Raw genomic sequence first — 21,166 nt, 5'->3', positions numbered from 1 at the left:
ACTCAGGCGGCGTACGCGGGACCGCCACCCCCGAGCGCATGATCACCGGCAGCGACGACCCGAAATCGCTGCGGGACGAGGTCTTCTCCACGGTCTTCGACGCCCATTGGGCGGCGATCCGTCACCACATCGAAGGCGTCGTCGTCGATGACGGCGAGGTGACCCAGATCGTCTCGGAGGTCTTCGTGACGGCCTGGGCGCGACTGAATCCGCGCAAGCCGATGGGGCGCGTGTGGCTCCTGCGCGCCGCCGATCGTGCGCTGCGCGCGCGCTCGCACGGCGCGAGCACCCGGTCGAGCACGGCGGCGGCGGTGCACGAGGGGATCCGCGGTCCACGCGACGAGGCGGATGCGACCGAGCAGGCGGCCGTTCTGCGTGCTCTCTCTGTACTCCCGGTCCGCGAGAGGCGTATCATCGTGCTCACGTACTGGGATGGGTTGTCGGTAGGGGAGATCGCCGAACTCGCGCGGATCTCCGTGGCCCGTGTGCGCAAGACGTTGCTTCGCGCACAGGAACACGTGCGCGAAGCGCTGAGATCGGAGGGGGTGATCGTCGATGACTGACAGTGCTCTGCTCGAGCGCGTGCTCACCGACGCCGACCCGGCGCGCACACCGCGGGAATCCGCACCCGACCCGCGAGCCATCGCGTTGCGGGATCGGATCCTGCGCGATACGCGCGCCCCGCGCCAGCGCCGCGCGGTCGTCGCCGGATGGGCGTCGGGGCTCACCGTCGCTGCGGCATCCGCCGTCGTCGCGGTCGCCGTCATGGTTCCGCAGAACGCGGCCGTGGCCGGCACACCCCTCCCGCTCGAGTTCGATGCTGGCGGAACGACCGCTCAGATTCTCGACGACGCGCAGGCCGCCCTCGCGACGAGCGACGGACCCGCCGGAGCGGAACGCGCCGTTCAGTCCGCATCGTGGTCGTTCGCGGTGGACATGGGCACCCGCGAGACCGAGGTCGTGCCGCAGCTCGTGACGACGACCTGGAACCCGGATCTGTCCGGGCGAACGGTCGCGATCGAGGGCGTGCCTTACGATCCCGCGGATGCCGCCGCGAACGTCGGCTCCGAGATCTCGAGCAGCGGCGAGGTCGCGTGGGAGCTCGACATGGCGCCGGGCGAGTTCGCCGCCCCCGTCGTCGACATGCCCGCTGCCACGCCGGAGAACATGCGCGCGGTGCTCGAGGCCTATTGGCTGCCGAGCGATCCGACCGGCTTCGACGTCGTCGCCGCGATCAGCTCGGCCAAGGGGCAGTGGACGCTCACGAACGCCCAGGAGGCCGAGATGCTCGGCATCCTGGAGCAGGTGCCGGGGGTCGAGGCGCTGGGCACCTCGACCGATCGACTGGAGCGACCCGTGACCGCGCTGCGCGTCCCGTCACCGGACGGCACCTCGAGCGATGTGGTTCTGCTCTCCGCAGACACCGGGCGCATCGTCGGTGTCGAGCGCACCAACCTCCTCGACAACGAGGCGTTCGCCGCGGGCGCCATCATCTCGTACCAGCTCTGGGACATCGAAGGGATTCTGTGATGAGGTCTCCCCGTGCCGTGCTCTCGGCCCTGATCGTCGCAGGCCTGCTCGTGGTAGCCACTCCCACTGCGGCTTCCGCCGCGACCGGGGGAGACGAGGTCGATCCGCAGATCGCGCAGATGCTCGACGAGATTCCCGGGGGCGTGCTGATCGACGCGCATCGCGCGGTCTGGCCGGCGCTCGACATGGAGGTCACGGTTCCGTCGGGCCCGGGTGGGCTCTTCGCCCGCGCCGCCGTGGGAAACTGCGCGTCCGGACGGATCTGCGCCTTCAGCGCCGGCTCGCTGTCGGGCACGAGCGTGTCCTGGGGCACGTGCGGAACGCTCACGGTGCCGAGCGGTTTCGTGCCCCGGTCCCTCGCCAATGCCCGGAGCTCCGGCTACGCCCAGGCGCGCAACAGCGCGGGCGGCGTGCTCGCGACGGCGAACGCCGGTGGATGGGTGAACGTCGGCGGGACGGCGAAGACGGTCCGCTGCGTCCTCTGAGCCCATCGTCCTCCTAGGACGCGTCGAACTCGTTCAGAGCGGGGAGGACGATGACCGTGCCGTCACCGTACTCCGCGTCGACCGCCCGCTGGAGCTGTCCGTCGTCCCAGACGACCTGCACCCAGACGTAGCCGCGCTCGGTCCAGAGGGTCAGTGCGTCGCTGCCGAGGCGTGAGCTCAGGTCGTCCTGGATCTCCGTCAGCTCGCCGGCGCTCGCATCTCCCTCGACGCCTCCGGTCGGATCGTCGGGTCGCACCGGGTCGTACAGCGCCAGCAGCACGGGCGGGTCGGTGACGGTGATGCTCTCGCCGTCGTACCGTCCGGTCACCGCGTAGGCGCCCCAGGTCGTCTTACCGCTGGTCTCGCTCCCGTCGACGCCGTCCCAGCTCCATCCGATGAGCGGCACACCCGTGCACTGCGGCGGGTACGACTCGGCGACGCCGCCGAGGCACAGTTGCACCTCTCCGTCGACGTCGAGCACCGTGCCGGTGCCGCGCACGCGTCCCGTCGGCGGCTCGGTGACGATGCCTGAGAAGTCCTGCACCTGAGGGTCGGCGCTGCTCGTCGGTGACCCGCCCGCGCCGGGACCCGTCGCGCAGGCGGCCAGGGTCGACGCGAGCGCCGTCGCGAGGGCAGCGGACCAGAGGAGACGGCGACGCAGTGGTGTGCTCATACCCACCAGTGTCGTCGAGACGGCGTTCGTCTCACGTGCACGCCGGACGGGGCATCCTGCTAGCATGACCACATGCCTTTCGGCGGTCTGCTTCTTCTTAGCTGCCGCGACGAGTCCTAAGAGCTAGGGCCTTCCTCGTCGCGGCGCTTGTGTTGGCCCGTACATTCTGACGAAGAGAAGAAGCCCATCATGCAGAACACGCAGCGCCCCTCCGGGATGCCGATCCACAAGTACCGGCCGTTCCACGAGCAGATCACCGTCGACCTCCCGGACCGCACCTGGCCCGATGCCCGCATCACGACTGCGCCGCGCTGGTGCGCCGTCGACCTCCGTGACGGCAACCAGGCTCTCATCGACCCGATGTCGCCCGAGCGCAAGCGCGTGATGTTCGAGCTCCTGGTGAACATGGGATACAAGGAGATCGAGGTCGGCTTCCCGTCGGCCAGCCAGACGGACTTCGATTTCGTCCGCCAGTTGATCGAAGAGAACCTGATCCCCGACGACGTCACGATCCAGGTGCTGACCCAGGCGCGCGAGCACCTGATCGAGCGCACCTACGAGTCGATCGCCGGTGCGAAGCAGGCCATCGTCCACCTGTACAACTCGACGAGCGTGCTGCAGCGCGAGGTCGTCTTCCGCACCGACAAGCAGGGCATCATCGACATCGCCCTCGAGGGTGCACGACTCTGCCGCGAGTTCGAGAAGCGCATCCCCGAGACGCAGGTCTACTACGAGTACTCGCCCGAGAGCTACACGGGTACCGAACTCGAGTTCGCCGCCGACATCTGCAACCAGGTGATCGAGGTCTTCGAGCCGACGCCCGACCGCAAGGTCATCATCAACCTGCCCGCCACGGTCGAGATGGCATCGCCGAACGTGTACGCAGACTCGATCGAGTGGATGAGCCGGCACCTGAACCACCGCGAGAACGTGATCCTCTCGCTGCACCCGCACAACGATCGCGGTACCGCGATCGCCGCGGCCGAGCTCGGCTACATGGCCGGTGCCGACCGCATCGAGGGATGCCTGTTCGGCAACGGCGAGCGCACCGGAAACGTCGACATCGTCGCACTCGGCATCAACCTGTTCACCCAGGGCATCGACCCGCAGATCGACTTCAGCGACATCGACCAGGTCAAGCGCACGGTCGAGTACTGCAACCAGCTGCCGGTGCCCGAGCGCAGCCCCTGGGCGGGAGACCTGGTCTTCACCGCGTTCAGCGGGTCGCACCAGGACGCGATCAAGAAGGGCTTCGAGGCCATGGCCGTGCGGGCCGACGCCGAGGGCGTCACGGTCGACGACATCGAATGGGCGGTGCCCTACCTGCCGGTCGATCCGAAGGATCTGGGTCGTTCCTACGAGGCCGTCATCCGCGTCAATTCGCAGTCCGGAAAGGGTGGCGTCGCCTACCTGCTGAAGGCCGACCACGCGATCGACCTGCCGCGCAAGCTGCAGATCGAGTTCTCGGGCGTCGTGCAGACGAAGACGGATGCCGAGGGCGGTGAGGTCACGAGCGACCAGATCTGGTCGATCTTCAACGACGAGTACCTGCCGGCCGCATCGAGCGAGGACAAGTGGGGGCGCTTCGAACTGCTCGCCACGCAGACCCGCAGCGACATGTCGGGTGACGTGGTGCTCGACGTCACTCTCCGTGACGACGACCAGCAGGTGGCTGTCGCGGGGAACGGCAACGGACCGATCGCCGCCTTCATCGAGGTGCTGCGCGCACAGGGCTTCGACATCACGCTCTACGACTACGTCGAGCACGCTCTCAGCGCCGGCGGCGACGCGCAGGCCGCGGCCTATGTCGAGCTGCAGATCGGCGATCAGCGTCTGTGGGGCGTCGGCATCGACGGCGACATCTCGACCGCGTCGCTCAAGGCGATCGTGTCGGGTGTGAACCGCTCGATCCGCGCTCGGCAGGGCGAACTCGCCGCCGTCTGAGCGGCTTTCCAGGTCGCTGACCTGCACTGGGTCGCTGAGCCTGTCGAAGCGTTCCCCACGACGAGCCGTTGCGCGTGGTGGGGCCCTTCGACGAGCTCAGGGACCCAGTGAGAACGTGTCAGGGCTTGACGATCGGGATCGCCCCGGTCTCGGCGGCGACCTTGCGGCGGTAGAGGCGCCGTTGCTCGGGCAACGAGACGTCGAAGCTGACCGCGAGCACGCGGATCACCGCGGTGACGGCGATGCCGATGACCGCCGCGAGGGGGATCGACATGCCCAGGGCGTGCGCGATGACGATGAACGCGCATCCGCCACCCGCGGCCACGGCGTACAGCGAGCCGACGTGCATGATCGCGGTCGGCAGGCCCATGAGCATGTCGCGCAGCACGCTGCCGCCGACCGCTGCGCAGACGCCGATGAAGACGGCGGGAACCTCGGGGATGCCGAGGGCGAGGGCTTTGCTCGTGCCGAAAGCGCCGAACATGCCGATGACGATCGCGTCGAGCCCGACGATCACCTTGTTCAGACGTGTGAAGAGCCCGGCGAGCAGCATTCCGAAGAGCGCGGCCCCGGTCGCCGTCACGAGATACCACTGGTTCTGCAGTGTCGCCGGGGTCTGCCCGAGCAGGATGTCGCGGATGAGACCGCCACCCATCCCGATCATGATCCCGATGATCGCGACGCCGAGCCAGTCGAGGCGTCGCTGACCCTGGAAACCGGAGGCGAACAGGGCTCCCTGGACGCCGCCGAGCCCCACGCCCAGCAGATCCGCCCAGAACGGGATGATGAAGAGCGGTTCGGTCACCCGTCCATTGTCTCGCACGGAGGATAATCGAGGGATGCCCACCTATCGAGACGAAGCGGTGATCCTGCGCACCCACAAGCTGGGGGAGGCGGATCGCATCGTCACGATGCTGTCGCGGCAGCACGGCAAGATCCGCGCGGTCGCGAAGGGTGTGCGGCGCACGTCGTCGAAGTTCGGCTCGCGGCTCGAGCCGTTCATGGTCGCGGACGTGCAGCTCTATCAGGGGCGCTCGCTCGACATCGTGCAGCAGGCGGAGTCGCTCGGCTCCTACGGCGCCGACATCGTCGCGCACTACGAGCGTTTCACCGCCGCCAACGCGATGGTCGAGACGGCAGATCGGTTGAGCGATGCCGAGGCGACTCCCGATCAGTACCTGCTGCTCGTCGGCGGTCTGCGGGCGCTGTCACGAGGTGAACACGCCCCCCGCAGCATCCTCGATTCCTACCTCCTGCGCGTCATGGCCCTGTCGGGGTGGGCGCCCTCGTTCGGCGAGTGCGCCCGATGCGGTACTCCCGGCCCGCACTCGACCTTCGTCGTTCAACTGGGTGGCCTGGTGTGCACGTCGTGCGCGCCGGCGGGCAGCCCGCGCATCGGCGAGAAGGCGCTGGGTCTGCTGCGCGCGCTCATGGCCGGCGAGTGGGATGCCGTCGACGCGGCGTCCGCGGCCGACACCGCCGCCGCATCGGGCCTCATCAGCGCCTACGCCCAATGGCACCTCGAGCGCGGCATCCGCTCGCTCGCGCACGTATCCGACATCCCCGGAGGAGCACGGTGACCCCGAAGCCCTACACGCACAAGGACGCCGTCGCGTACCGTCCCCTCGACTGGACGGGGGTGCACCCGCCGGCGTTCCGCGCGGTGCCCGAGCACGTGGCGATCGTCATGGACGGCAACGGGCGCTGGGCGAACCGTCGGGGACTGAGCCGCGTCGAGGGCCACAAGGCCGGCGAGGAGGTGCTCCTCGATGTCGTCGCCGGTGCCATCCAGGCGGGGGTCAAGCACCTCTCGGTCTACGCTTTCTCGACCGAGAACTGGGCACGCTCGCCCGAGGAGGTGCGCTTCCTCATGGGATACAACCGCGACGTGCTGCACCGGCGCCGCGATCAGCTCAACGAGTGGGGTGTGCGCGTGCGCTGGGCGGGGCGCAAGCCGCGGCTGTGGGGCAGCGTCATCAAGGAGCTGCAGTACGCCGAGCAGCTGACGCGCGGCAACGACGTCCTGACGCTCACGATGTGCGTGAACTACGGCGGACGCGTGGAACTCGTCGATGCGATGCGCTCGATCGCGGCGGATGTCGCGGCCGGCCGGGTGAAGCCGAACGCGATCACCGAGAAGATGATCCGTCGCAACCTCTACGTGCCGGACATGCCGGACGTCGACCTGTTCCTGCGCAGCTCGGGTGAGCAGCGCACCTCGAACTTCCTGCTCTGGGAGTCGGCCTACGCCGAGATGGTCTTCCTCGACACGCTGTGGCCGGACTTCTCGCGCGAGGAGCTCTGGCGGGCGATCGGGATCTACCTGTCGCGCGACCGTCGCTTCGGCGGCGCGATCGACGCGCCCGACGCCTCGGCCTGAGCGCGGAGCCACCGTTCCGCCTTGCGCGGATGCCGCAGACGCACGATCGTGAGATGCGGGAACGCGGCGGCGGCCACGGGCATCCGCTCCGTCCATTTGTCGAGCGTCGCGATCTGCCAGGCGAGGATGCTCTCCTCGGGCGAACCGCGGAACATGCGCCAGATCGGCTTCTCGACGTTGCCGTTCCACATCTTGGTGCGCAGGATGCTGCGACCGATCGTGCGACGCAGCAGTCGCGAGCGCACGACTCGGTAGGGGTAGTCGAGCCAGATCACGAGTTGCGCGCGCGGGGCGAGGATCCGATCGGTGCCCTTGCTCGTGTACTGCCACTCGGTGACCCACCGGTCCTCGGACGCGAAGGCTCGCACATCGTCGAGGAACTCCGGCCGCGGAGTCCAGTCCGGGCCGTGGAAGAGCCCGTCGATCTCGACGTGGCGCAGCCCCCAGAGCCGAGCGACGCGGCCGGCCAGGGTCGTCTTGCCCGAACCCGTGACCCCCGCCACCAGCACGCGCTGCGGCGCCCGGGGGAGCGGATCGTCGGCGGACAGCATCCGTCGATCCTAGCGACGCCGGAATACGGAGTGGAGTGATGGGGTTGGATGAGGGTGTGAGCGAACCCATCTCCATCGACATCTGGTCCGACATCGCCTGCCCGTGGTGCTACATCGGCAAGCGCAATCTCGAGAAGGGGCTCGAAGCCGTCGCCGGTGATGACGACGCCCCGCAGGTGAACGTCACCTTCCACTCGTTCGAACTCTCGCCCGACACCCCCGTCGACTTCGACGGCGACGAGATCGACTTCCTCGCAGGCCACAAGGGCATGCCGCGCGACCAGGTCGAGCAGATGCTCGCCAACGTCACCGGCGTCGCCGAGAAGGCGGGCCTCCAGTACCGCTTCGATCTGCTGCAGCACACGAACACCGTCAAGGCGCACGAGCTGCTGCACTTCGCCAAGGCACAGGGCCTCCAGCACCAGCTGGAGGAGCGTCTCATGTCGGCCTACTTCACCGAGGGCAAGCACGTCGGCCGCATCGACGACCTCGTTGCTCTCGCGGTCGAGGTCGGACTCGACGCCGACGCGGCGCGGGAGGCGCTCGAGACCGAGCAGTACCTTCCCGCCGTCCGTCAGGACCAGGCGCAGGCGCGCGCCTACGGCATCCAGGGTGTGCCGTTCTTCGTGATCGACGGGCAGTACGGGATCAGCGGCGCGCAGCCGCCGGCCGCATTCGAGAACGTGCTGCGCGACCTGTGGTCCAAGCGCGGAGACGCCGAGCTCGAGGGCGACGCGGAGGCCGAAGCCGCCGCCGTCTAACGCGTGAGCGCGCCTTCGATGGCGCTCACGATCGCGGGGTCGTCCGGCTTCTGCTTCGGCCGGAACCGGAGGACCTCGCCGTCGGGCAGCACCAGGAACTTCTCGAAGTTCCACTCCACGCGTCCGGCCTTGCCGTTCGCGTCGGGTGTCTCCTTGAGAGCCTTGAAGAGTTCGGCGGCGTTCCGCCCGTTGACCTTCACCTTGTCGTTCACCGGGAAGGTGACGCCGTAGGTGGTCGAGCAGAACTCCGTGATCTGCTCCACGGAACCGGGCTCCTGCAGGAACTGGTTGCTCGGGAAGCCCACCACACTGAAGCCGCGATCACCGTACAGACGCTGCAACTCCTCGAGCTGCTCGTACTGCGGGGTGAGTCCGCACTTCGACGCGACGTTCACCACCAGCAGCACATCGGCGCCGAGGTCATCGAGAGTCTTCTCGTTGCCCTGCGCATCGGTGAAGGGGATCGAACGGAGCGCGGAATCGGTCATACTCCACAGCTTAGGTCGATGGGGCACCACAGGCTCCGCGTCTGGGAGAATGGTCAGGACATGACTCTCGCCACCGCATCCGCGCGCACGCTTCGCATCGGTCCCATCGACCTCGACGTGCCGGTGGTCCTCGCGCCCATGGCCGGGATCACGAACACCGCCTTCCGTCGTCTGTGCCGTGAGTACGGCGCCGGCCTCTACGTCAGCGAGATGATCACCTCGCGCGCGCTCGTCGAGCGCAACGAGACGACGATGCGTCTGATCCGCCATCACGAGAGCGAGACGCCGCGGTCGATCCAGCTCTACGGCGTCGACCCGAAGACCATCGCCGAGGCCGTGCGCATCATCGTCGCCGAGGATCACGCCGATCACATCGACCTGAACTTCGGTTGCCCCGTCCCCAAGGTGACGCGCAAGGGCGGGGGAGCGGCGCTCCCCTGGAAGAGCTCGCTCTTCAGCGACATCGTCACGCAGGCCGTCAAGGCCGCGGGCGACGTTCCGCTCACGGTGAAGATGCGCAAGGGCATCGATCCCGACCACCTCACGTTCCTCGACGCCGGGCGCGCAGCCGAAGACGCGGGTGTCGCCGCGGTCGCCCTGCACGCCCGCACCGCCAGCGAGTTCTACTCGGGCAACGCCGACTGGAACGCGATCGGCGAGCTCAAGCAGGCCGTCACCAGCATTCCGGTGCTCGGCAACGGCGACATCTGGTCGGCCGACGACGCCGTGCGCATGATGGCCGAGACCGACTGCGACGGCGTGGTCGTCGGACGCGGATGCCTCGGCCGCCCCTGGCTGTTCGGCGAACTGGCCGCCGCCTTCGGCGCCGAGAGCCACCCGGTCGACGCGACCCTCGGATTCGTGGCCGATGCCTTCCGCCGGCATGCCGAGCTGCTCGTCGAGTTCTTCGAGGACGAGGACCGCGGGTGCCGCGACGTTCGCAAGCACGTGGCCTGGTACTTCAAGGGCTACCCGGTGGGAGGCGACATCCGCACCGGACTCGCGACGGCGTCGAGCCTCGCCGAGATCGACGACCTGCTCGGACGCCTCGATCACACCGCGCCCTATCCCGGAGCGGATGCCGAGGGCCAGCGCGGACGCGCCGGCCGTCCCAAGCGCCCGGCGCTTCCGGACAAGTGGCTCGACTCGCGCGAGATCGCCGCATCGGCCTCGGAGATGATGCGCGGAGCAGAGATCGAGAACAGCGGTGGGTGACGCGGTCACACCGGCGCGCGCACCTCGCGGCGACGGATACGACCCGCGCGACGCCGAGCGCTTCTTCGCCGAGACCCATCGTTCGGAGCGCGACGATTTCGCCCGCGACCGGGCCCGCGTCCTGCATTCGGCGGCCCTGCGCCGCCTCGCCGCCAAGACGCAGGTGCTGAGCCCCGCGAGCACGGCCGACTTCGCCCGCAACCGCCTCACCCACTCGCTCGAGGTGGCGCAGGTGGGGCGCGAACTCGCCACCGCTCTGGGTGTCTCGGCCGACGTCGTCGACACCGCCTGCCTCAGTCACGATCTCGGGCATCCGCCCTTCGGCCACAACGGTGAGCGTGCGCTCAACGAATGGGCGGCCGACATCGGCGGATTCGAGGGCAACGCGCAGTCGCTGCGCATCCTCACCCGTCTCGAGGCGAAGGTGCTCGACGACGACGAGCGCTCCGTCGGACTCAACCTCACGCGCGCGAGTCTCGACGCCACGTGCAAGTACCCGTGGACGGTCGACAGCCCGGTGCCCGACCCCGGTGGCCGGCTCAAGTTCGGCGTGTACCCCGAGGACGAGGCGGTCTTCCGCTGGATGCGCGAGGGTGCGCCCGGGCGTCTGCGCTGCATCGAGGCCGAGATCATGGACCTCTCCGACGACATCGGCTACTCGGTGCACGACTTCGAGGATGCGATCGTCAACGGCTACCTCGACGTCGCCCAGCTCTCGGATCCGGCAGAGCACGAGGCCCTGCTCGGACGCATCCAGCAGTGGGTGGGGTACGACTTCACGCGCGAGGAGCTGGCCGACGCGCTCTACCGTCTCTCTTCGCAGTCGATGTGGCTCTCGTCGTTCGACCGCAGCCGCCAGTCGCTCGCGCGTCTGAAGAACCTGACGAGCGACCTGATCGGGCGCTTCGCCCGCGCGGCCGTCTCGGCGACCCGCGAGGCCTACGGCAGCAAGGCCCTGGTGCGCTACAACGCACACGTCGTCGTGCCGCGCGTGGTCGAGGCCGAGATCGCCGTGCTCAAGGGCATCATGGGCCAGGCCATCGTGACGATCGAGGCGCGCAAGGGCGTCTACAAGGAGCAGCGCCGGGTGCTCACCCGTCTCGCAGACGCACTCTGGCAGACCGACACGCTGTGGTCGGCCGGTGCCGATGTGCTCGAACCGGCGTTCGCCGCGGACTTTCACGACGCCGACACCGATGATCAGCGCGCCCGCGTCATCGTCGACCAGATCGCCAGCCTCACCGACCAGAGCGCGATCGACTGGCACAACCGCCTCGTGGGCGAGATCGACCCGGCCGAGGTCGGCATCTGGACCCCCCGTCACGCACGCCCCGGGGCGCGCGCGCACGCCGAGAGGTCGACCGTCGTCGAAGGGGCCCGCTGATGCCCCGCATCCGGCAGGCCGACGTCGACGAGGTCAAGTCGCGCACGAACATCGCCGACATCGTGGGGGAGCGCGTCGCGCTGAAATCAGCCGGTGTCGGATCGCTCAAGGGACTCTGCCCGTTCCACGACGAGAAGAGCCCGAGCTTCCACGTGCGCCCGCAGGTGGGGTACTACCACTGCTTCGGGTGCGGCGAGTCGGGAGACGTGTACTCGTTCCTGCGCGAGATGGACCACGTGAGCTTCACCGAGGCGGTGGAGCGGCTCGCCGGCCGCATCGGATACACCCTCCACTACGAGGACGGCGGTGCTGCTCCCGAGACGAGCGGTCGGAGCCGGCTCTACGCCGCGAACACCGCGGCGGCCGAGTTCTTCCGGTCGCAGCTGCTGTCGGCGGATGCCGAGGCGGGGCGACGGTTCCTGGGCGAGCGCGGCTTCGACGCGGGTGCCGCCGCGCACTTCGGCGTGGGCTTCGCGCCGCGCGGATGGGACGGCATGCTCAAGGCGCTGACGGCCCAGGGCTTCACGCGCGAGGAACTCAGCACCGCGGGCCTGGTCTCCACCGGGCAGCGCGGCGTGTACGACCGGTTCCGCGGGCGCCTGGTCTGGCCGATCCGCGATGTGTCGGGCCAGACGATCGGGTTCGGCGCGCGCAAGCTCTTCGACGACGACCAGGGGCCGAAGTACCTCAACACCCCCGAGACGCCGATCTACAAGAAGGCGCAGGTGCTCTACGGTCTCGATCTCGCCAAGCGCGACATCTCCCGCGGCGATCCGCGGCGCGTCGTGGTCGTCGAGGGATACACCGATGTCATGGCGTGCCATCTCGCCGGCCTCACGACGGCGGTGGCGACCTGCGGAACGGCCTTCGGGGCCGAGCACATCAAGGTGCTGCGCCGGGTGATGGGCGACGACAACGCCTCGGGCGAAGTCGTGTTCACGTTCGACGGCGACGAGGCGGGACAGAAGGCGGCGCTGCGCGCGTTCACCGAGGACGACCGCTTCAACGCGCAGACCTTCGTGGCCGTGGCTCCCGACAGCCTCGATCCCTGCGATCTGCGACTGCAGCGTGGCGACGCCGCCGTGCGCGGGCTGATGGACGCCAAGGTGCCGATGTTCGAGTTCGCGATCGATCGCAAGCTCGCCGGCTTCGACCTGGCGACCGTGGAGGGGCGCGTCGGCGCCCTGCGCGCGGCCGCCCCGATCGTGGCCGAGATCCGCGATCGCCTGTTGCGTCCCGGATACGAGCGCGTGCTCGCCCGCCGTCTGGGCATGGATCCGACCGAGGTGCACACCGAAGTGGAGCGCTCGGCGCGGGGCGGCTCGCAGAGTGCCCCGTCGCGGCGCGAGACGGTACCGTCCGGCGGGGGTGAGGGAGCGGCATCCGGAATCGCACCGGTCACGCTCGCGAGCCTGCCGCGCTCGGCCGATGTCGCCGTGGAGCGCGATGCGCTGATGGGAGCGCTGCAGTACGGTCACCAGATCGACCAGCCGCTGCTCTCGCGGGCGCTCGGCGCCCCCCTGCGCACCCCGGCCCTCGATGCGGTGCGCGAGGCCGTGGCCGCCGCTGCCGACCGCACGCGGGCGGGGTGGGCGACGGATGCCGTCAACAGCGTGCGCGAGCCGTACCGCACGCTCGCGGGTGAACTGCTCATGATGCCCTTCCCCGCGCGCAACGAGGAGGGCGCCGTGGCCAGCACCACCGATCTCGCGCGACGCCTCATCATGCGGCAGCTCGAGAGTGAGAAGCAGGAGCTCCTGGGCGCGGTCCAGCGGGTGCCCGCCGACTCCGACGGCGGTCGTGCGCTCCGCATGCGATTGCGCGACATCGACATCGAGCGTCAGCGGTTCGTCGAGTCGTAACCCCCCACGGCCGTCGGGGGAGGGCAGGATGGGATGCATGTCCCGCAGGCACGCCTCCACCCACGCCATCGACTGTTCCGATCTGGTCATCGACCGGATCGGGCACGGCTCTCCGACGCGTGCGGTCGACGGCGTCTCGTTCTCGCTCGCCCCGGGCGCGCTCCTCTGCATCGCCGGTCCTACGGGGTCGGGTAAGTCGAGCCTCGTGGCGGCGCTGGCCGGATCCACCGATCCCTCGGTGAAGGTCGTCGGCGGCCGCGCGGAGGTCTGCGGCGTCGACGCGCGGCGTCCCGGTCGCAAGCACCGCGTGCTCACCTACCGCACGGGTTTCGTGCCGCAAGGAGCCGGCGCCGATCTTCCGCCCCGGCTCACGGTCAACGAGGTGATCGCCGAACCCATCCTGATGCGCGAGAAGCGCGTGAACAGCAAGGCGCTCTCGATCCGCGTCGCCACGCTGCTCGACGAGCTGCATCTGCCGCTCGGCACCGCGGCGAAGTTCCCCTACGAGCTGAGCGCGGGAATGCGCCAGCGCGTCGCGATCGCCCGTTCGTTCGTGCTCGAACCGCAGGTGCTCATCGCCGACGAGATCCTCGCGAACCTCGATCTCGAGGTGCGTCCGGTGGTCTTCGATGCGATCACCCGCCGCCGGAAGGAGCAGTCGATGGCGGCTCTGCTCGTCACGAACGACGCCGACTTCATCCGTGAGCTCAACGCCGAGACGCTCATGCTCCGCGCCGGGCACGTGGTCGCGCGGGGGGTCGGGAAGGACCTGCTCTGGGTGCCGAACGCGGAGGCGGATTCCCGGCGCTGAGCGCGACACGCCCGAGAGCGCGATAACCGCCTCTGGTGTCACGTGCACCGCTCGGAGTTTGCTAAGCTTGTCGAGTTGCCCGCGCAGCGGAGCACATTCCTCGGTAGCTCAATTGGCAGAGCAGCCGGCTGTTAACCGGCAGGTTCTTGGTTCGAGTCCAAGCCGGGGAGCCAATGAAAAGCCCCTCTTCGGAGGGGCTTTTCCCTTTTCTCGGCTGGCCCTCCTCGCCTCGCCGCTCAGGCGTTCGGCGAAGGTGTCCGGCCGCTCTCGCGTGCGCTCGGGGAATACGAGGGGTAGAGTGGCGTTGCATCTAATACCCCCAGGGGGTATCCACGAACACTCCGAAGGAGTTCTCATGAGCGACACCACCGCCGACTACCGGGTGACCGGGATGACCTGCGGCCATTGCGAGATGTCGGTCCGCGAGGAGGTCGAGCAGATCGAGGGCGTCGAGATCGTCGACGTCAGCGCGCAGACCGGCATGCTGCGCATCACCGCTGCGGACGTCGACGATGCGCAGATCCTCTCGGCCGTATCCGAGGCCGGGTACTCGGCCGTCCGCGTCTGATGACCGCCGGGGCGATCGGCGTCGACCTCGAGATCGGCGGGATGACGTGCGCGTCGTGCGCGACGCGGATCGAGAAGAAGCTGAATCGGCTCGACGGGGTGACCGCCACGGTCAACTACGCGACCGAGAAGGCGTCGGTCGCGGCGCCGGAGGGCTACGACCCGGCCGTCCTGATCGCCGAGATCGAGAAGGCCGGGTACACGGCGGCGCTGCCCGCCCGCGCCCAGGATGCCGAACCGGATGCCGCGGGCGACCCCGAGCTCGACGGCCTGCGCACCCGGCTGTGGGTCTCCGTCGCGCTGACCGTCCCCGTCATCGCGATGGCGATGATCCCGGCGCTGCAGTTCACGTACTGGCAGTGGGCCTCGTTGACGCTCGCGGCTCCCGTCGTGGTGTGGGGCGGGTGGCCGTTCCACCGGGCGGCCTGGGTGAACCTCCGACACGGTGCGGCGACCATGGACACGCTCGTGTCGATGGGAACGATCGCGGCGTTCCTCTGGTCGCTCTACGCGCTGTTCTTCGGCATGGCGGGCATGCCGGGGATGACCCATCCGTTCGAGTTCGTCCTGACGCCGTCCGACGGCGCCGATGCGATCTACCTCGAGGTCGCGGCGGGCGTGACGATGTTCATCCTCGCCGGTCGCTACTTCGAGAAGCGGTCGAAGCGTCGCGCGGGAGCGGCGCTGCGCGCTCTGCTGGAGCTCGGGGCGAAGGACGTCGCGGTGCTCCGGGGAGGTGTCGAGCAACGCGTCCCGGCGGACGAGCTACGGATCGGCGACGAGTTCGTGGTGCGCCCCGGTGAGAAGATCGCGACCGACGGCATCGTCGTGTCGGGTACGTCGGCCGTCGACGCCTCGATGATGACGGGCGAGTCCGTTCCCGTCGAGGTCGCCGTGGGAGACTCCGTCACCGGCGCGACCGTGAACGCCGGCGGCCGCCTCGTCGTCCGGGCGACACGGATCGGGGCCGACACCCAGCTCGCGCAGATGGCGCGACTGGTGGAGGAGGCGCAGACCGGGAAGGCCGAGGTGCAGCGCCTGGCCGATCGCATCTCGGGTGTCTTCGTGCCGGTCGTTCTGGTGATCGCGCTCGGCACGCTCGTCACCTGGTTCGCCGTCGGTGCGTCGGCCACGATGGCGTTCACGGCGGCCGTCGCGGTGCTGGTCATCGCCTGCCCGTGCGCCCTCGGCCTGGCGACGCCGACCGCGCTGCTCGTGGGTACCGGTCGCGGAGCCCAGCTGGGGATCCTCATCAAGGGCCCCGAAGTGCTCGAATCCACGCGCGCGGTCGACACGGTCGTGCTCGACAAGACGGGAACGGTCACCCGGGGCGCGATGAGCCTCGTGGACGTGATCGTCGAGCCGGGAGCGGATCGCACACGACTGCTCCGCCTCGCCGGTGCCCTCGAGGCCGCCTCCGAGCATCCGATCGGACGGGCGATCGCGCAGGCGGCGGAGGCCGAAGCCGGGACGCTTCCGGCGGTCGACGGCTTCGTCAACCACCCGGGCATCGGAGTGGAGGGCGTCGTGGACGGGCATCGTGTGCGCGTCGGCCGCGCGGCGATGTTCGCCGGAGCGACGAGCACGCGCGACCACTCCATCCACGGTTCCCACGAGGTGGCGGGGCGCACGGTCGTGACGGTCGGCTGGGACGGAGCGGTCCGAGGCGTGCTCGTCGTGGCGGATGCCGTGCGGCCGACGAGCGCCGCAGCGGTCGAGCAGCTGAAGGCGCTCGGCCTCACCCCGGTGCTGCTGACGGGCGACAACGCGGCCGTCGCGCGTCATATCGCTCGCGAGGTCGGCATCGACGAGGTCATCGCCGAGGTGCTCCCCGCGCAGAAGGCCGAGGTCGTCGCGCGGCTGCAGAGCGAGGGACGAACGGTCGCGATGGTCGGCGACGGCGTCAACGATGCGCCTGCGCTCGCGCGTGCCGACCTCGGCATCGCGATGGGAACGGGAACGGATGCCGCGATCCAGGCATCCGACATCACGCTGGTCCGCGGGGATCTGCGCAGCGCCGTCGACGCGATCCGCCTGTCGCGCCGCACCCTGCGCACGATCCGGACAAACCTGTTCTGGGCCTTCGCGTACAACGTGGCGGCGATCCCGGTCGCCGCCCTCGGACTGCTGAACCCGATGCTGGCCGGCGCCGCGATGGCGTTGTCGAGCGTGTTCGTGGTCGGCAACAGTCTGCGCCTGCGCGGATTCCGCAGTGGCGCACGCGACGAGCGGAGAGAACGATGAGCGAGACGCACCCACACGCGCACCCGGAGCACGAGCACTCGGCGCCACCCCACGGAGGCCAGGCGAAAGTCGACGACCATTCCGGGCACGACGGACACCCCGGGCACTCCGGCCACTCCGGGCACGCCGGTCATTCCGGCCACGGCGACCACGTGGGCCAGTTCCGGCGACTCTTCTGGATCAACCTGGTGCTCGCGGTCCCCGTCGTGCTGCTCTCCCCGATGTTCGCGATGATCATCGGCTACGAGATCCCCGACGGCCCGGTGCGTTTCGTCGCCCCGGTGATCGGTTCGGTGATGTACGTGTGGGGTGGCCGGCCGTTCCTCCAGGGCGCCGTGGGCGAACTGCGCGCGCGACGCCCCGGCATGATGCTGTTGATCGCCCTCGCGATCACCGTCGCCTTCTTCGCCTCGTGGGGAGCGACGCTCGGGGTGCTGCATCACGAGCTGGAGTTCTGGTGGGAACTCGCCCTCCTCATCGTCATCATGCTGCTCGGTCACTGGATCGAGATGCGCTCACTCGCGCAGACGACGTCGGCACTCGACTCGCTGGCCGCGCTCCTGCCCGATGAAGCCGAACGCATCGAGGGCGAGCGCACCGTGCGCGTGCCGCCGGATGCACTCCGCGTAGGCGATCTCGTCGTCGTGCGTCCCGGCGCGCGGGTACCCGCCGACGGCCGGATCGTCGACGGCAGCGCGGCGATGGACGAGTCGATGATCACCGGGGAGTCGCGTCCTGTGACCCGTACGCCCGGCGACATCGTCACGGCGGGCACGGTGGCGACCGACTCGGGCCTCCGCGTCGAGATCACGGCTGTCGGCGACGACACGGCGCTGGCCGGCATCCGTCGACTCGTCGAGGATGCGCAGAACTCGACCTCGCACGCTCAGCGGCTCGCCGACCGTGCGGCGGCGCTGCTCTTCTGGTTCGCCCTGATCTCGGCGGCGGTGACCGCCGTGGTGTGGTCGGCCGTCGGCGACGTCGATGCCGCCGTCGTGCGCTCGATCACGGTCCTCGTGATCGCCTGCCCGCACGCGCTGGGTCTGGCGATCCCGCTCGTGGTCTCGATCGCGACCGAACGGGCCGCTCGCGCGGGCATCCTGGTGAAGGACCGGTTGGCGCTCGAGCGCATGCGCACCGTCGACACGGTGCTGTTCGACAAGACCGGAACGCTGACGCGCGGCGAGCCGGTCGTCACCGACATCGCGGCGGTCGATGGAGTCGATCCGGCCCGCGTGCTCGCACTGGCGGCGTCGGCGGAGGGTGACAGCGAGCACCCCCTCGCCCGGGCGATCGTCCGCGCGGCGGAGGAGCGTGGACTCGACACCCCGTCGGCCGTCGGCTTCTCGTCGTCGCCGGCGGTCGGGGTTCGGGCGACCGTCGACGGTGCCGATGTGCGCGTGGGCGGTCCGAAACTGCTCGATGAGATCGGAGCGCACGAGCTGCCCGTCGCCGAGACGTGGCGGGCGACGGGCGCGATCATCCTGCACGCGGTGGTCGACGGTACGGTGATCGGCGCGTTCGCGCTGGCCGATGAGGTGCGCGCCGAGTCCCGTACCGCGGTCGACGACCTGCGTCGTCGCGGCGTGGAGGTCGTCATGATCACCGGAGATGCGCAGGCGGTCGCGGATGCCGTCGCCGCGGAGCTCGGCATACGACGTGTGTTCGCGGGGGTGCGTCCGGAGGACAAGTCGGCGAAGGTCGCGGAGCTGCAGCGGGAGGGCAGGATCGTCGCGATGGTGGGGGACGGCGTGAACGATGCTCCCGCGCTGGCACAGGCGGACGTCGGGATCGCGATCGGCGCGGGCACCGACGTGGCGATCGCTTCGGCCGGGGTGATCCTGGCCAGCTCCGACCCGCGCTCCGTCGTGTCCGTGATCGAGCTGTCGCGTGCGACCTACCGCAAGATGTCGCAGAACCTCTGGTGGGCGGCCGGGTACAACCTGCTCTCCGTGCCTCTGGCCGCGGGTGTGCTGGCGCCGATCGGGTTCGTGCTGCCGATGTCGGTCGGTGCGGTGCTGATGTCGCTGTCGACGGTCGTCGTCGCGCTCAACGCCCAGCTCCTGCGCCGGCTCGACCTCCGACCCGACGACCGCGACGTTCTAGCGGGAAGCTCCCGCGAGCGTGCCGGTCACGGGGCCTGAGGGGTCGAAGATCACGCACTGGATGGTCCGGTCGTCGTGCTCGTCCCACGAGGTCTCGCTCGGGATGAGGGGGAACACCTCGAACACCGACTCGGCCTTCTCGAGACCGATGAACGCTGTGTAGGGCTCTCCGATGCACTCCATGCTCGCCGCGTCGATGTCGGTCTCCGAGAAATCGCCGTCGGGCATGGTGATCTCGTGGAAGACCTCCTGGTCGTGGGGCTCCGTGCAGGGCACCACGTCGATGTCTTCGCGCAGCCCGCTGGGGGCGTCCATCATGCAGTCGCCGAGCTCGAGGGCGACGATGTCGATGGTGCCCTCCTCCGTCACCTGACCGGTCCCGGAATCGCGTTCGGGTTCGTCCGAACTGCTGCAGCCGAGCAGGGTGAGTGAGAGAGTCGCCGTGAGTGCGAGCGCGGCGAGGCCGCGGTGTGTACGCCGGGTCATGTGCGCCCTCAGCCTTCCAGGTCGTCGACGCCGGGCAGCCAGCTGGCGCCGGGTCGGCCCCAGCCGCGCTTACGGGCGATCTTCTGCGCGGTCTTCCAGTCGCCGTCCGACAGGCGGTCCACGTAGAGGATGCCGTCGAGGTGGTCGAACTCGTGCTGCATGATGCGTGCGCGCCATCCGTCGACCGCGATCGACACCGGTGCGCCCTCGAGGTCAATGCCGGTGACCCGGACGTGCTCGGAGCGACGCAGAGGGAAGCGCTCGCCCGGGAACGACAGGCAGCCCTCGGACTCCAGGTCGGGATCGGGGGAGCCGGGCTCGATCGGAGTGATCCAGAGCTCGGGATTGATGATCACGCCGCGCCAGGGCTGATCGTCGTCGTCGACGTACGAGTAGGTGTAGATGCGCAGGGCGACGCCGACCTGCGGTGCGGCCAGGCCGACACCCGGAGCGATGTCCATCGTCTCGAACATGTCGGCGACGAGGGTGCGGATCTCATCGGTGATCTCGTCGACGGGAGAAGCGGGGGAGTGCAGGACGGGGTCGCCCATGATGCGAATCGGAAGTACAGCCACGTCACAACCCTACTGGGCGCACTGCGACGGGTAGGGTCGTAGGGTGAGCGCAGGGGTGTGGAAATGAACTCGGTAGAAGACGTCGGCGAGCAGCTCGTCGGTGTCTTCCAGAACCCCGGGCTGCTCCTCGGCATCCCGCTCGCGCTGGCCGGCGCGGTGTTCATGTCGCTCGGCGCGCAGTACCAGCACCGCGGAGTCGAGAAGGTCGAGCGCCTGAGCGGTTCGCAGGGGACGTCGGGCCTCAGCTTCGACCAGCTCCGCCGGCTGCTCACCCGCCCCTCGTGGATCATCGGCACCCTGATGCTGGGCCTGGCGATCGTATGCCAGCTCGCCGCGCTCGTGCGCGCTCCGCTCATGGTCGTGCAGCCGCTCGGCGCCATCGCGCTGGTGATCACGACACTGTTGAACGCCCGCATCTCCGGGCACTCGCCGACGAAGAAATCCATCACCGCGATCATCTGCTGTGTCGGCGGCATCTTCCTGTTCGTCTTCTTCGCCGCGCTGTTCGCCACCGAGCGCGAGGTGCAGGATCGCGAACTGTTCGTGATCCTCGCGATCCTCCTCGTCGTGATCATCGTGCTCGGCGCCTGCTGGCTCGTTCTGCGGCACCGCATGCGCGCCCTGTTCTACGTGATCGGCGCCGGTGTGCTCTACGGCTTCGTCGCCACCCTGGCGAAGGTCGTCATCAAGCGCATCGAGGCGGGACAGTTCGAGTGGATAACCGCGATCTGCGTCATCGCCCTCGTCGCGGCCGCGGCGGTCGGGGCGTACTTCGTGCAGACCGCCTACAGCTCCGGCCCGCCCGACCTCGTCATCGCCGGCCTCACGGTCGTCGACCCGCTCATCGCCGTGCTCATCGGAATGGTGATCCTCGGCGAGGCGGCCGCTGCGCCGCCATGGGCGCTCGTGATCTACGGCGTCGCCGGGGCCATCGCGGTCTACGGCGTGGTCAACCTCGCCCGCTACCACCCGCAGGTGCTCAGCGAGAGCCAGGAGATCGGCATCACGCGCGGCAGCGACGGCGGTACCGCAACGACGAACCCCGGCGCCGAGCAGGCACCGGGGTCCGAGGAGACGGATCGTCCGTAGAGCGGTTCTCGGTCCG

At 69.3% G+C, this 21,166-nt stretch carries 21 protein-coding genes and 1 tRNA gene; 16 read left to right on the top strand and 6 right to left on the bottom strand.

The annotated features are described in order from the left end of the window. Positions 1–38 precede the first annotated feature (38 nt). The 3 genes from KV396_RS15955 to KV396_RS15945 are packed head-to-tail and all read left to right on the top strand — an operon-like array spanning position 39 to position 2,015. Positions 39–563: a sigma-70 family RNA polymerase sigma factor gene (locus KV396_RS15955; RefSeq protein WP_247956325.1), complete on the top strand. Its 525-nt coding sequence runs from the start codon at positions 39–41 to the stop codon at positions 561–563. Beyond that, positions 556–1,530, top strand: coding sequence for a hypothetical protein (locus KV396_RS15950; RefSeq protein ID WP_247956324.1), 975 nt, complete (start codon positions 556–558; stop codon positions 1,528–1,530). Before KV396_RS15955 ends, KV396_RS15950 begins: the two co-directional genes overlap by 8 nt. Continuing rightward, a complete protein-coding gene (locus KV396_RS15945; RefSeq protein ID WP_247956323.1) occupies positions 1,530–2,015 on the top strand; it encodes a hypothetical protein in 486 nt (161 codons plus the stop codon). Before KV396_RS15950 ends, KV396_RS15945 begins: the two co-directional genes overlap by 1 nt. Positions 2,016–2,028: 13 nt before the next feature. Here the strand turns inward: KV396_RS15945 and KV396_RS15940 are convergent, their stop codons facing one another. Beyond that, entirely contained in the window at positions 2,029–2,688 is a 660-nt protein-coding gene (locus tag KV396_RS15940; protein WP_247956322.1) for a hypothetical protein, read from the bottom strand. A 189-nt stretch (positions 2,689–2,877) separates the two neighbouring features. On the opposite strand from KV396_RS15940, the gene leuA reads away from it, so the two are divergent. Beyond that, positions 2,878–4,632: a 2-isopropylmalate synthase gene (leuA, locus tag KV396_RS15935; RefSeq protein ID WP_247622233.1), complete on the top strand. Its 1,755-nt coding sequence runs from the start codon at positions 2,878–2,880 to the stop codon at positions 4,630–4,632. Positions 4,633–4,750: 118 nt separating this feature from the next. Here the strand turns inward: leuA and KV396_RS15930 are convergent, their stop codons facing one another. Then, positions 4,751–5,437: a trimeric intracellular cation channel family protein gene (locus KV396_RS15930; protein ID WP_247622234.1), complete on the bottom strand. Its 687-nt coding sequence runs from the start codon at positions 5,435–5,437 to the stop codon at positions 4,751–4,753. Positions 5,438–5,471: 34 nt separating this feature from the next. On the opposite strand from KV396_RS15930, the gene recO reads away from it, so the two are divergent. Together recO and KV396_RS15920 are read left to right on the top strand one after the other, a co-directional pair. Continuing rightward, positions 5,472–6,212 (top strand): DNA repair protein RecO, encoded by a 741-nt coding sequence (recO, locus tag KV396_RS15925; protein ID WP_247622235.1) that lies wholly within the window; start codon positions 5,472–5,474, stop codon positions 6,210–6,212. Further along, the gene (locus tag KV396_RS15920; RefSeq protein WP_247622236.1) at positions 6,209–7,012 is read left to right on the top strand and encodes an isoprenyl transferase; all 804 of its coding nucleotides are present in this window, start codon (positions 6,209–6,211) and stop codon (positions 7,010–7,012) included. The genes recO and KV396_RS15920 overlap by 4 nt, the downstream gene beginning before the upstream one ends. Here the strand turns inward: KV396_RS15920 and KV396_RS15915 are convergent. Beyond that, entirely contained in the window at positions 6,952–7,563 is a 612-nt protein-coding gene (locus KV396_RS15915; RefSeq protein ID WP_247956321.1) for a P-loop NTPase family protein, read from the bottom strand. The two genes, KV396_RS15920 and KV396_RS15915, sit on opposite strands and share 61 nt — an antisense overlap. Positions 7,564–7,619: 56 nt before the next feature. Here KV396_RS15915 and KV396_RS15910 point away from each other — a divergent pair, with 56 nt between their 5' ends. After that, a complete protein-coding gene (locus tag KV396_RS15910) occupies positions 7,620–8,324 on the top strand; it encodes a DsbA family oxidoreductase (RefSeq protein ID WP_247956320.1) in 705 nt (234 codons plus the stop codon). Here KV396_RS15910 and KV396_RS15905 read toward each other — a convergent pair. Next, complete coding sequence (locus KV396_RS15905; protein ID WP_247622239.1) at positions 8,321–8,812, bottom strand: glutathione peroxidase; 492 nt, start codon at positions 8,810–8,812, stop codon at positions 8,321–8,323. The genes KV396_RS15910 and KV396_RS15905 overlap by 4 nt on opposite strands. 60 nt (positions 8,813–8,872) lie before the next feature. On the opposite strand from KV396_RS15905, the gene dusB reads away from it, so the two are divergent. From dusB to KV396_RS15865, 8 genes are all read left to right on the top strand, one after another. Further along, positions 8,873–10,027 carry a tRNA dihydrouridine synthase DusB gene (dusB, locus tag KV396_RS15900; protein ID WP_247622240.1) on the top strand — a complete coding sequence of 385 codons (1,155 nt, stop codon included), beginning with the start codon at positions 8,873–8,875 and terminating at the stop codon, positions 10,025–10,027. Next, positions 10,020–11,411 carry a deoxyguanosinetriphosphate triphosphohydrolase gene (locus tag KV396_RS15895; RefSeq protein WP_247632053.1) on the top strand — a complete coding sequence of 464 codons (1,392 nt, stop codon included), beginning with the start codon at positions 10,020–10,022 and terminating at the stop codon, positions 11,409–11,411. The genes dusB and KV396_RS15895 overlap by 8 nt, the downstream gene beginning before the upstream one ends. Continuing rightward, on the top strand, positions 11,411–13,273 hold the full coding sequence (dnaG, locus tag KV396_RS15890) for a DNA primase (protein ID WP_247956319.1): 1,863 nt from the start codon (positions 11,411–11,413) through the stop codon (positions 13,271–13,273). The genes KV396_RS15895 and dnaG overlap by 1 nt, the downstream gene beginning before the upstream one ends. A gap of 37 nt (positions 13,274–13,310) precedes the next feature. Beyond that, complete coding sequence (locus KV396_RS15885) at positions 13,311–14,084, top strand: ATP-binding cassette domain-containing protein (protein WP_247622243.1); 774 nt, start codon at positions 13,311–13,313, stop codon at positions 14,082–14,084. A 97-nt stretch (positions 14,085–14,181) separates the two neighbouring features. Further along, a tRNA-Asn gene (locus KV396_RS15880) sits at positions 14,182–14,257 on the top strand. A 182-nt stretch (positions 14,258–14,439) separates the two neighbouring features. Further along, positions 14,440–14,652 (top strand): heavy-metal-associated domain-containing protein, encoded by a 213-nt coding sequence (locus KV396_RS15875; protein ID WP_247622244.1) that lies wholly within the window; start codon positions 14,440–14,442, stop codon positions 14,650–14,652. After that, the gene (locus KV396_RS15870; protein ID WP_247632054.1) at positions 14,652–16,895 is read left to right on the top strand and encodes a heavy metal translocating P-type ATPase; all 2,244 of its coding nucleotides are present in this window, start codon (positions 14,652–14,654) and stop codon (positions 16,893–16,895) included. Before KV396_RS15875 ends, KV396_RS15870 begins: the two co-directional genes overlap by 1 nt. Continuing rightward, positions 16,892–19,039 (top strand): heavy metal translocating P-type ATPase, encoded by a 2,148-nt coding sequence (locus KV396_RS15865; RefSeq protein ID WP_247956318.1) that lies wholly within the window; start codon positions 16,892–16,894, stop codon positions 19,037–19,039. The genes KV396_RS15870 and KV396_RS15865 overlap by 4 nt, the downstream gene beginning before the upstream one ends. Here KV396_RS15865 and KV396_RS15860 read toward each other — a convergent pair. Both KV396_RS15860 and def read right to left on the bottom strand, forming a co-directional pair. Beyond that, a complete protein-coding gene (locus tag KV396_RS15860) occupies positions 18,998–19,486 on the bottom strand; it encodes a hypothetical protein (protein WP_247956317.1) in 489 nt (162 codons plus the stop codon). The genes KV396_RS15865 and KV396_RS15860 overlap by 42 nt on opposite strands. 8 nt (positions 19,487–19,494) lie before the next feature. Next, on the bottom strand, positions 19,495–20,061 hold the full coding sequence (gene def, locus KV396_RS15855; protein ID WP_247956316.1) for a peptide deformylase: 567 nt from the start codon (positions 20,059–20,061) through the stop codon (positions 19,495–19,497). Between the two features lie 63 nt (positions 20,062–20,124). Here def and KV396_RS15850 point away from each other — a divergent pair, with 63 nt between their 5' ends. After that, positions 20,125–21,150 carry a DMT family transporter gene (locus KV396_RS15850; RefSeq protein WP_247956315.1) on the top strand — a complete coding sequence of 342 codons (1,026 nt, stop codon included), beginning with the start codon at positions 20,125–20,127 and terminating at the stop codon, positions 21,148–21,150. Positions 21,151–21,166: the final 16 nt, after the last annotated feature.

Source organism: Microbacterium galbinum (genome assembly GCF_023101185.1).
Classification (GTDB): Bacteria; Actinomycetota; Actinomycetes; order Actinomycetales; family Microbacteriaceae; genus Microbacterium; species Microbacterium galbinum.
Note: the sequence above shows the minus strand (reverse complement) of the source record. Positions and strands in the feature narration are given on the sequence as shown.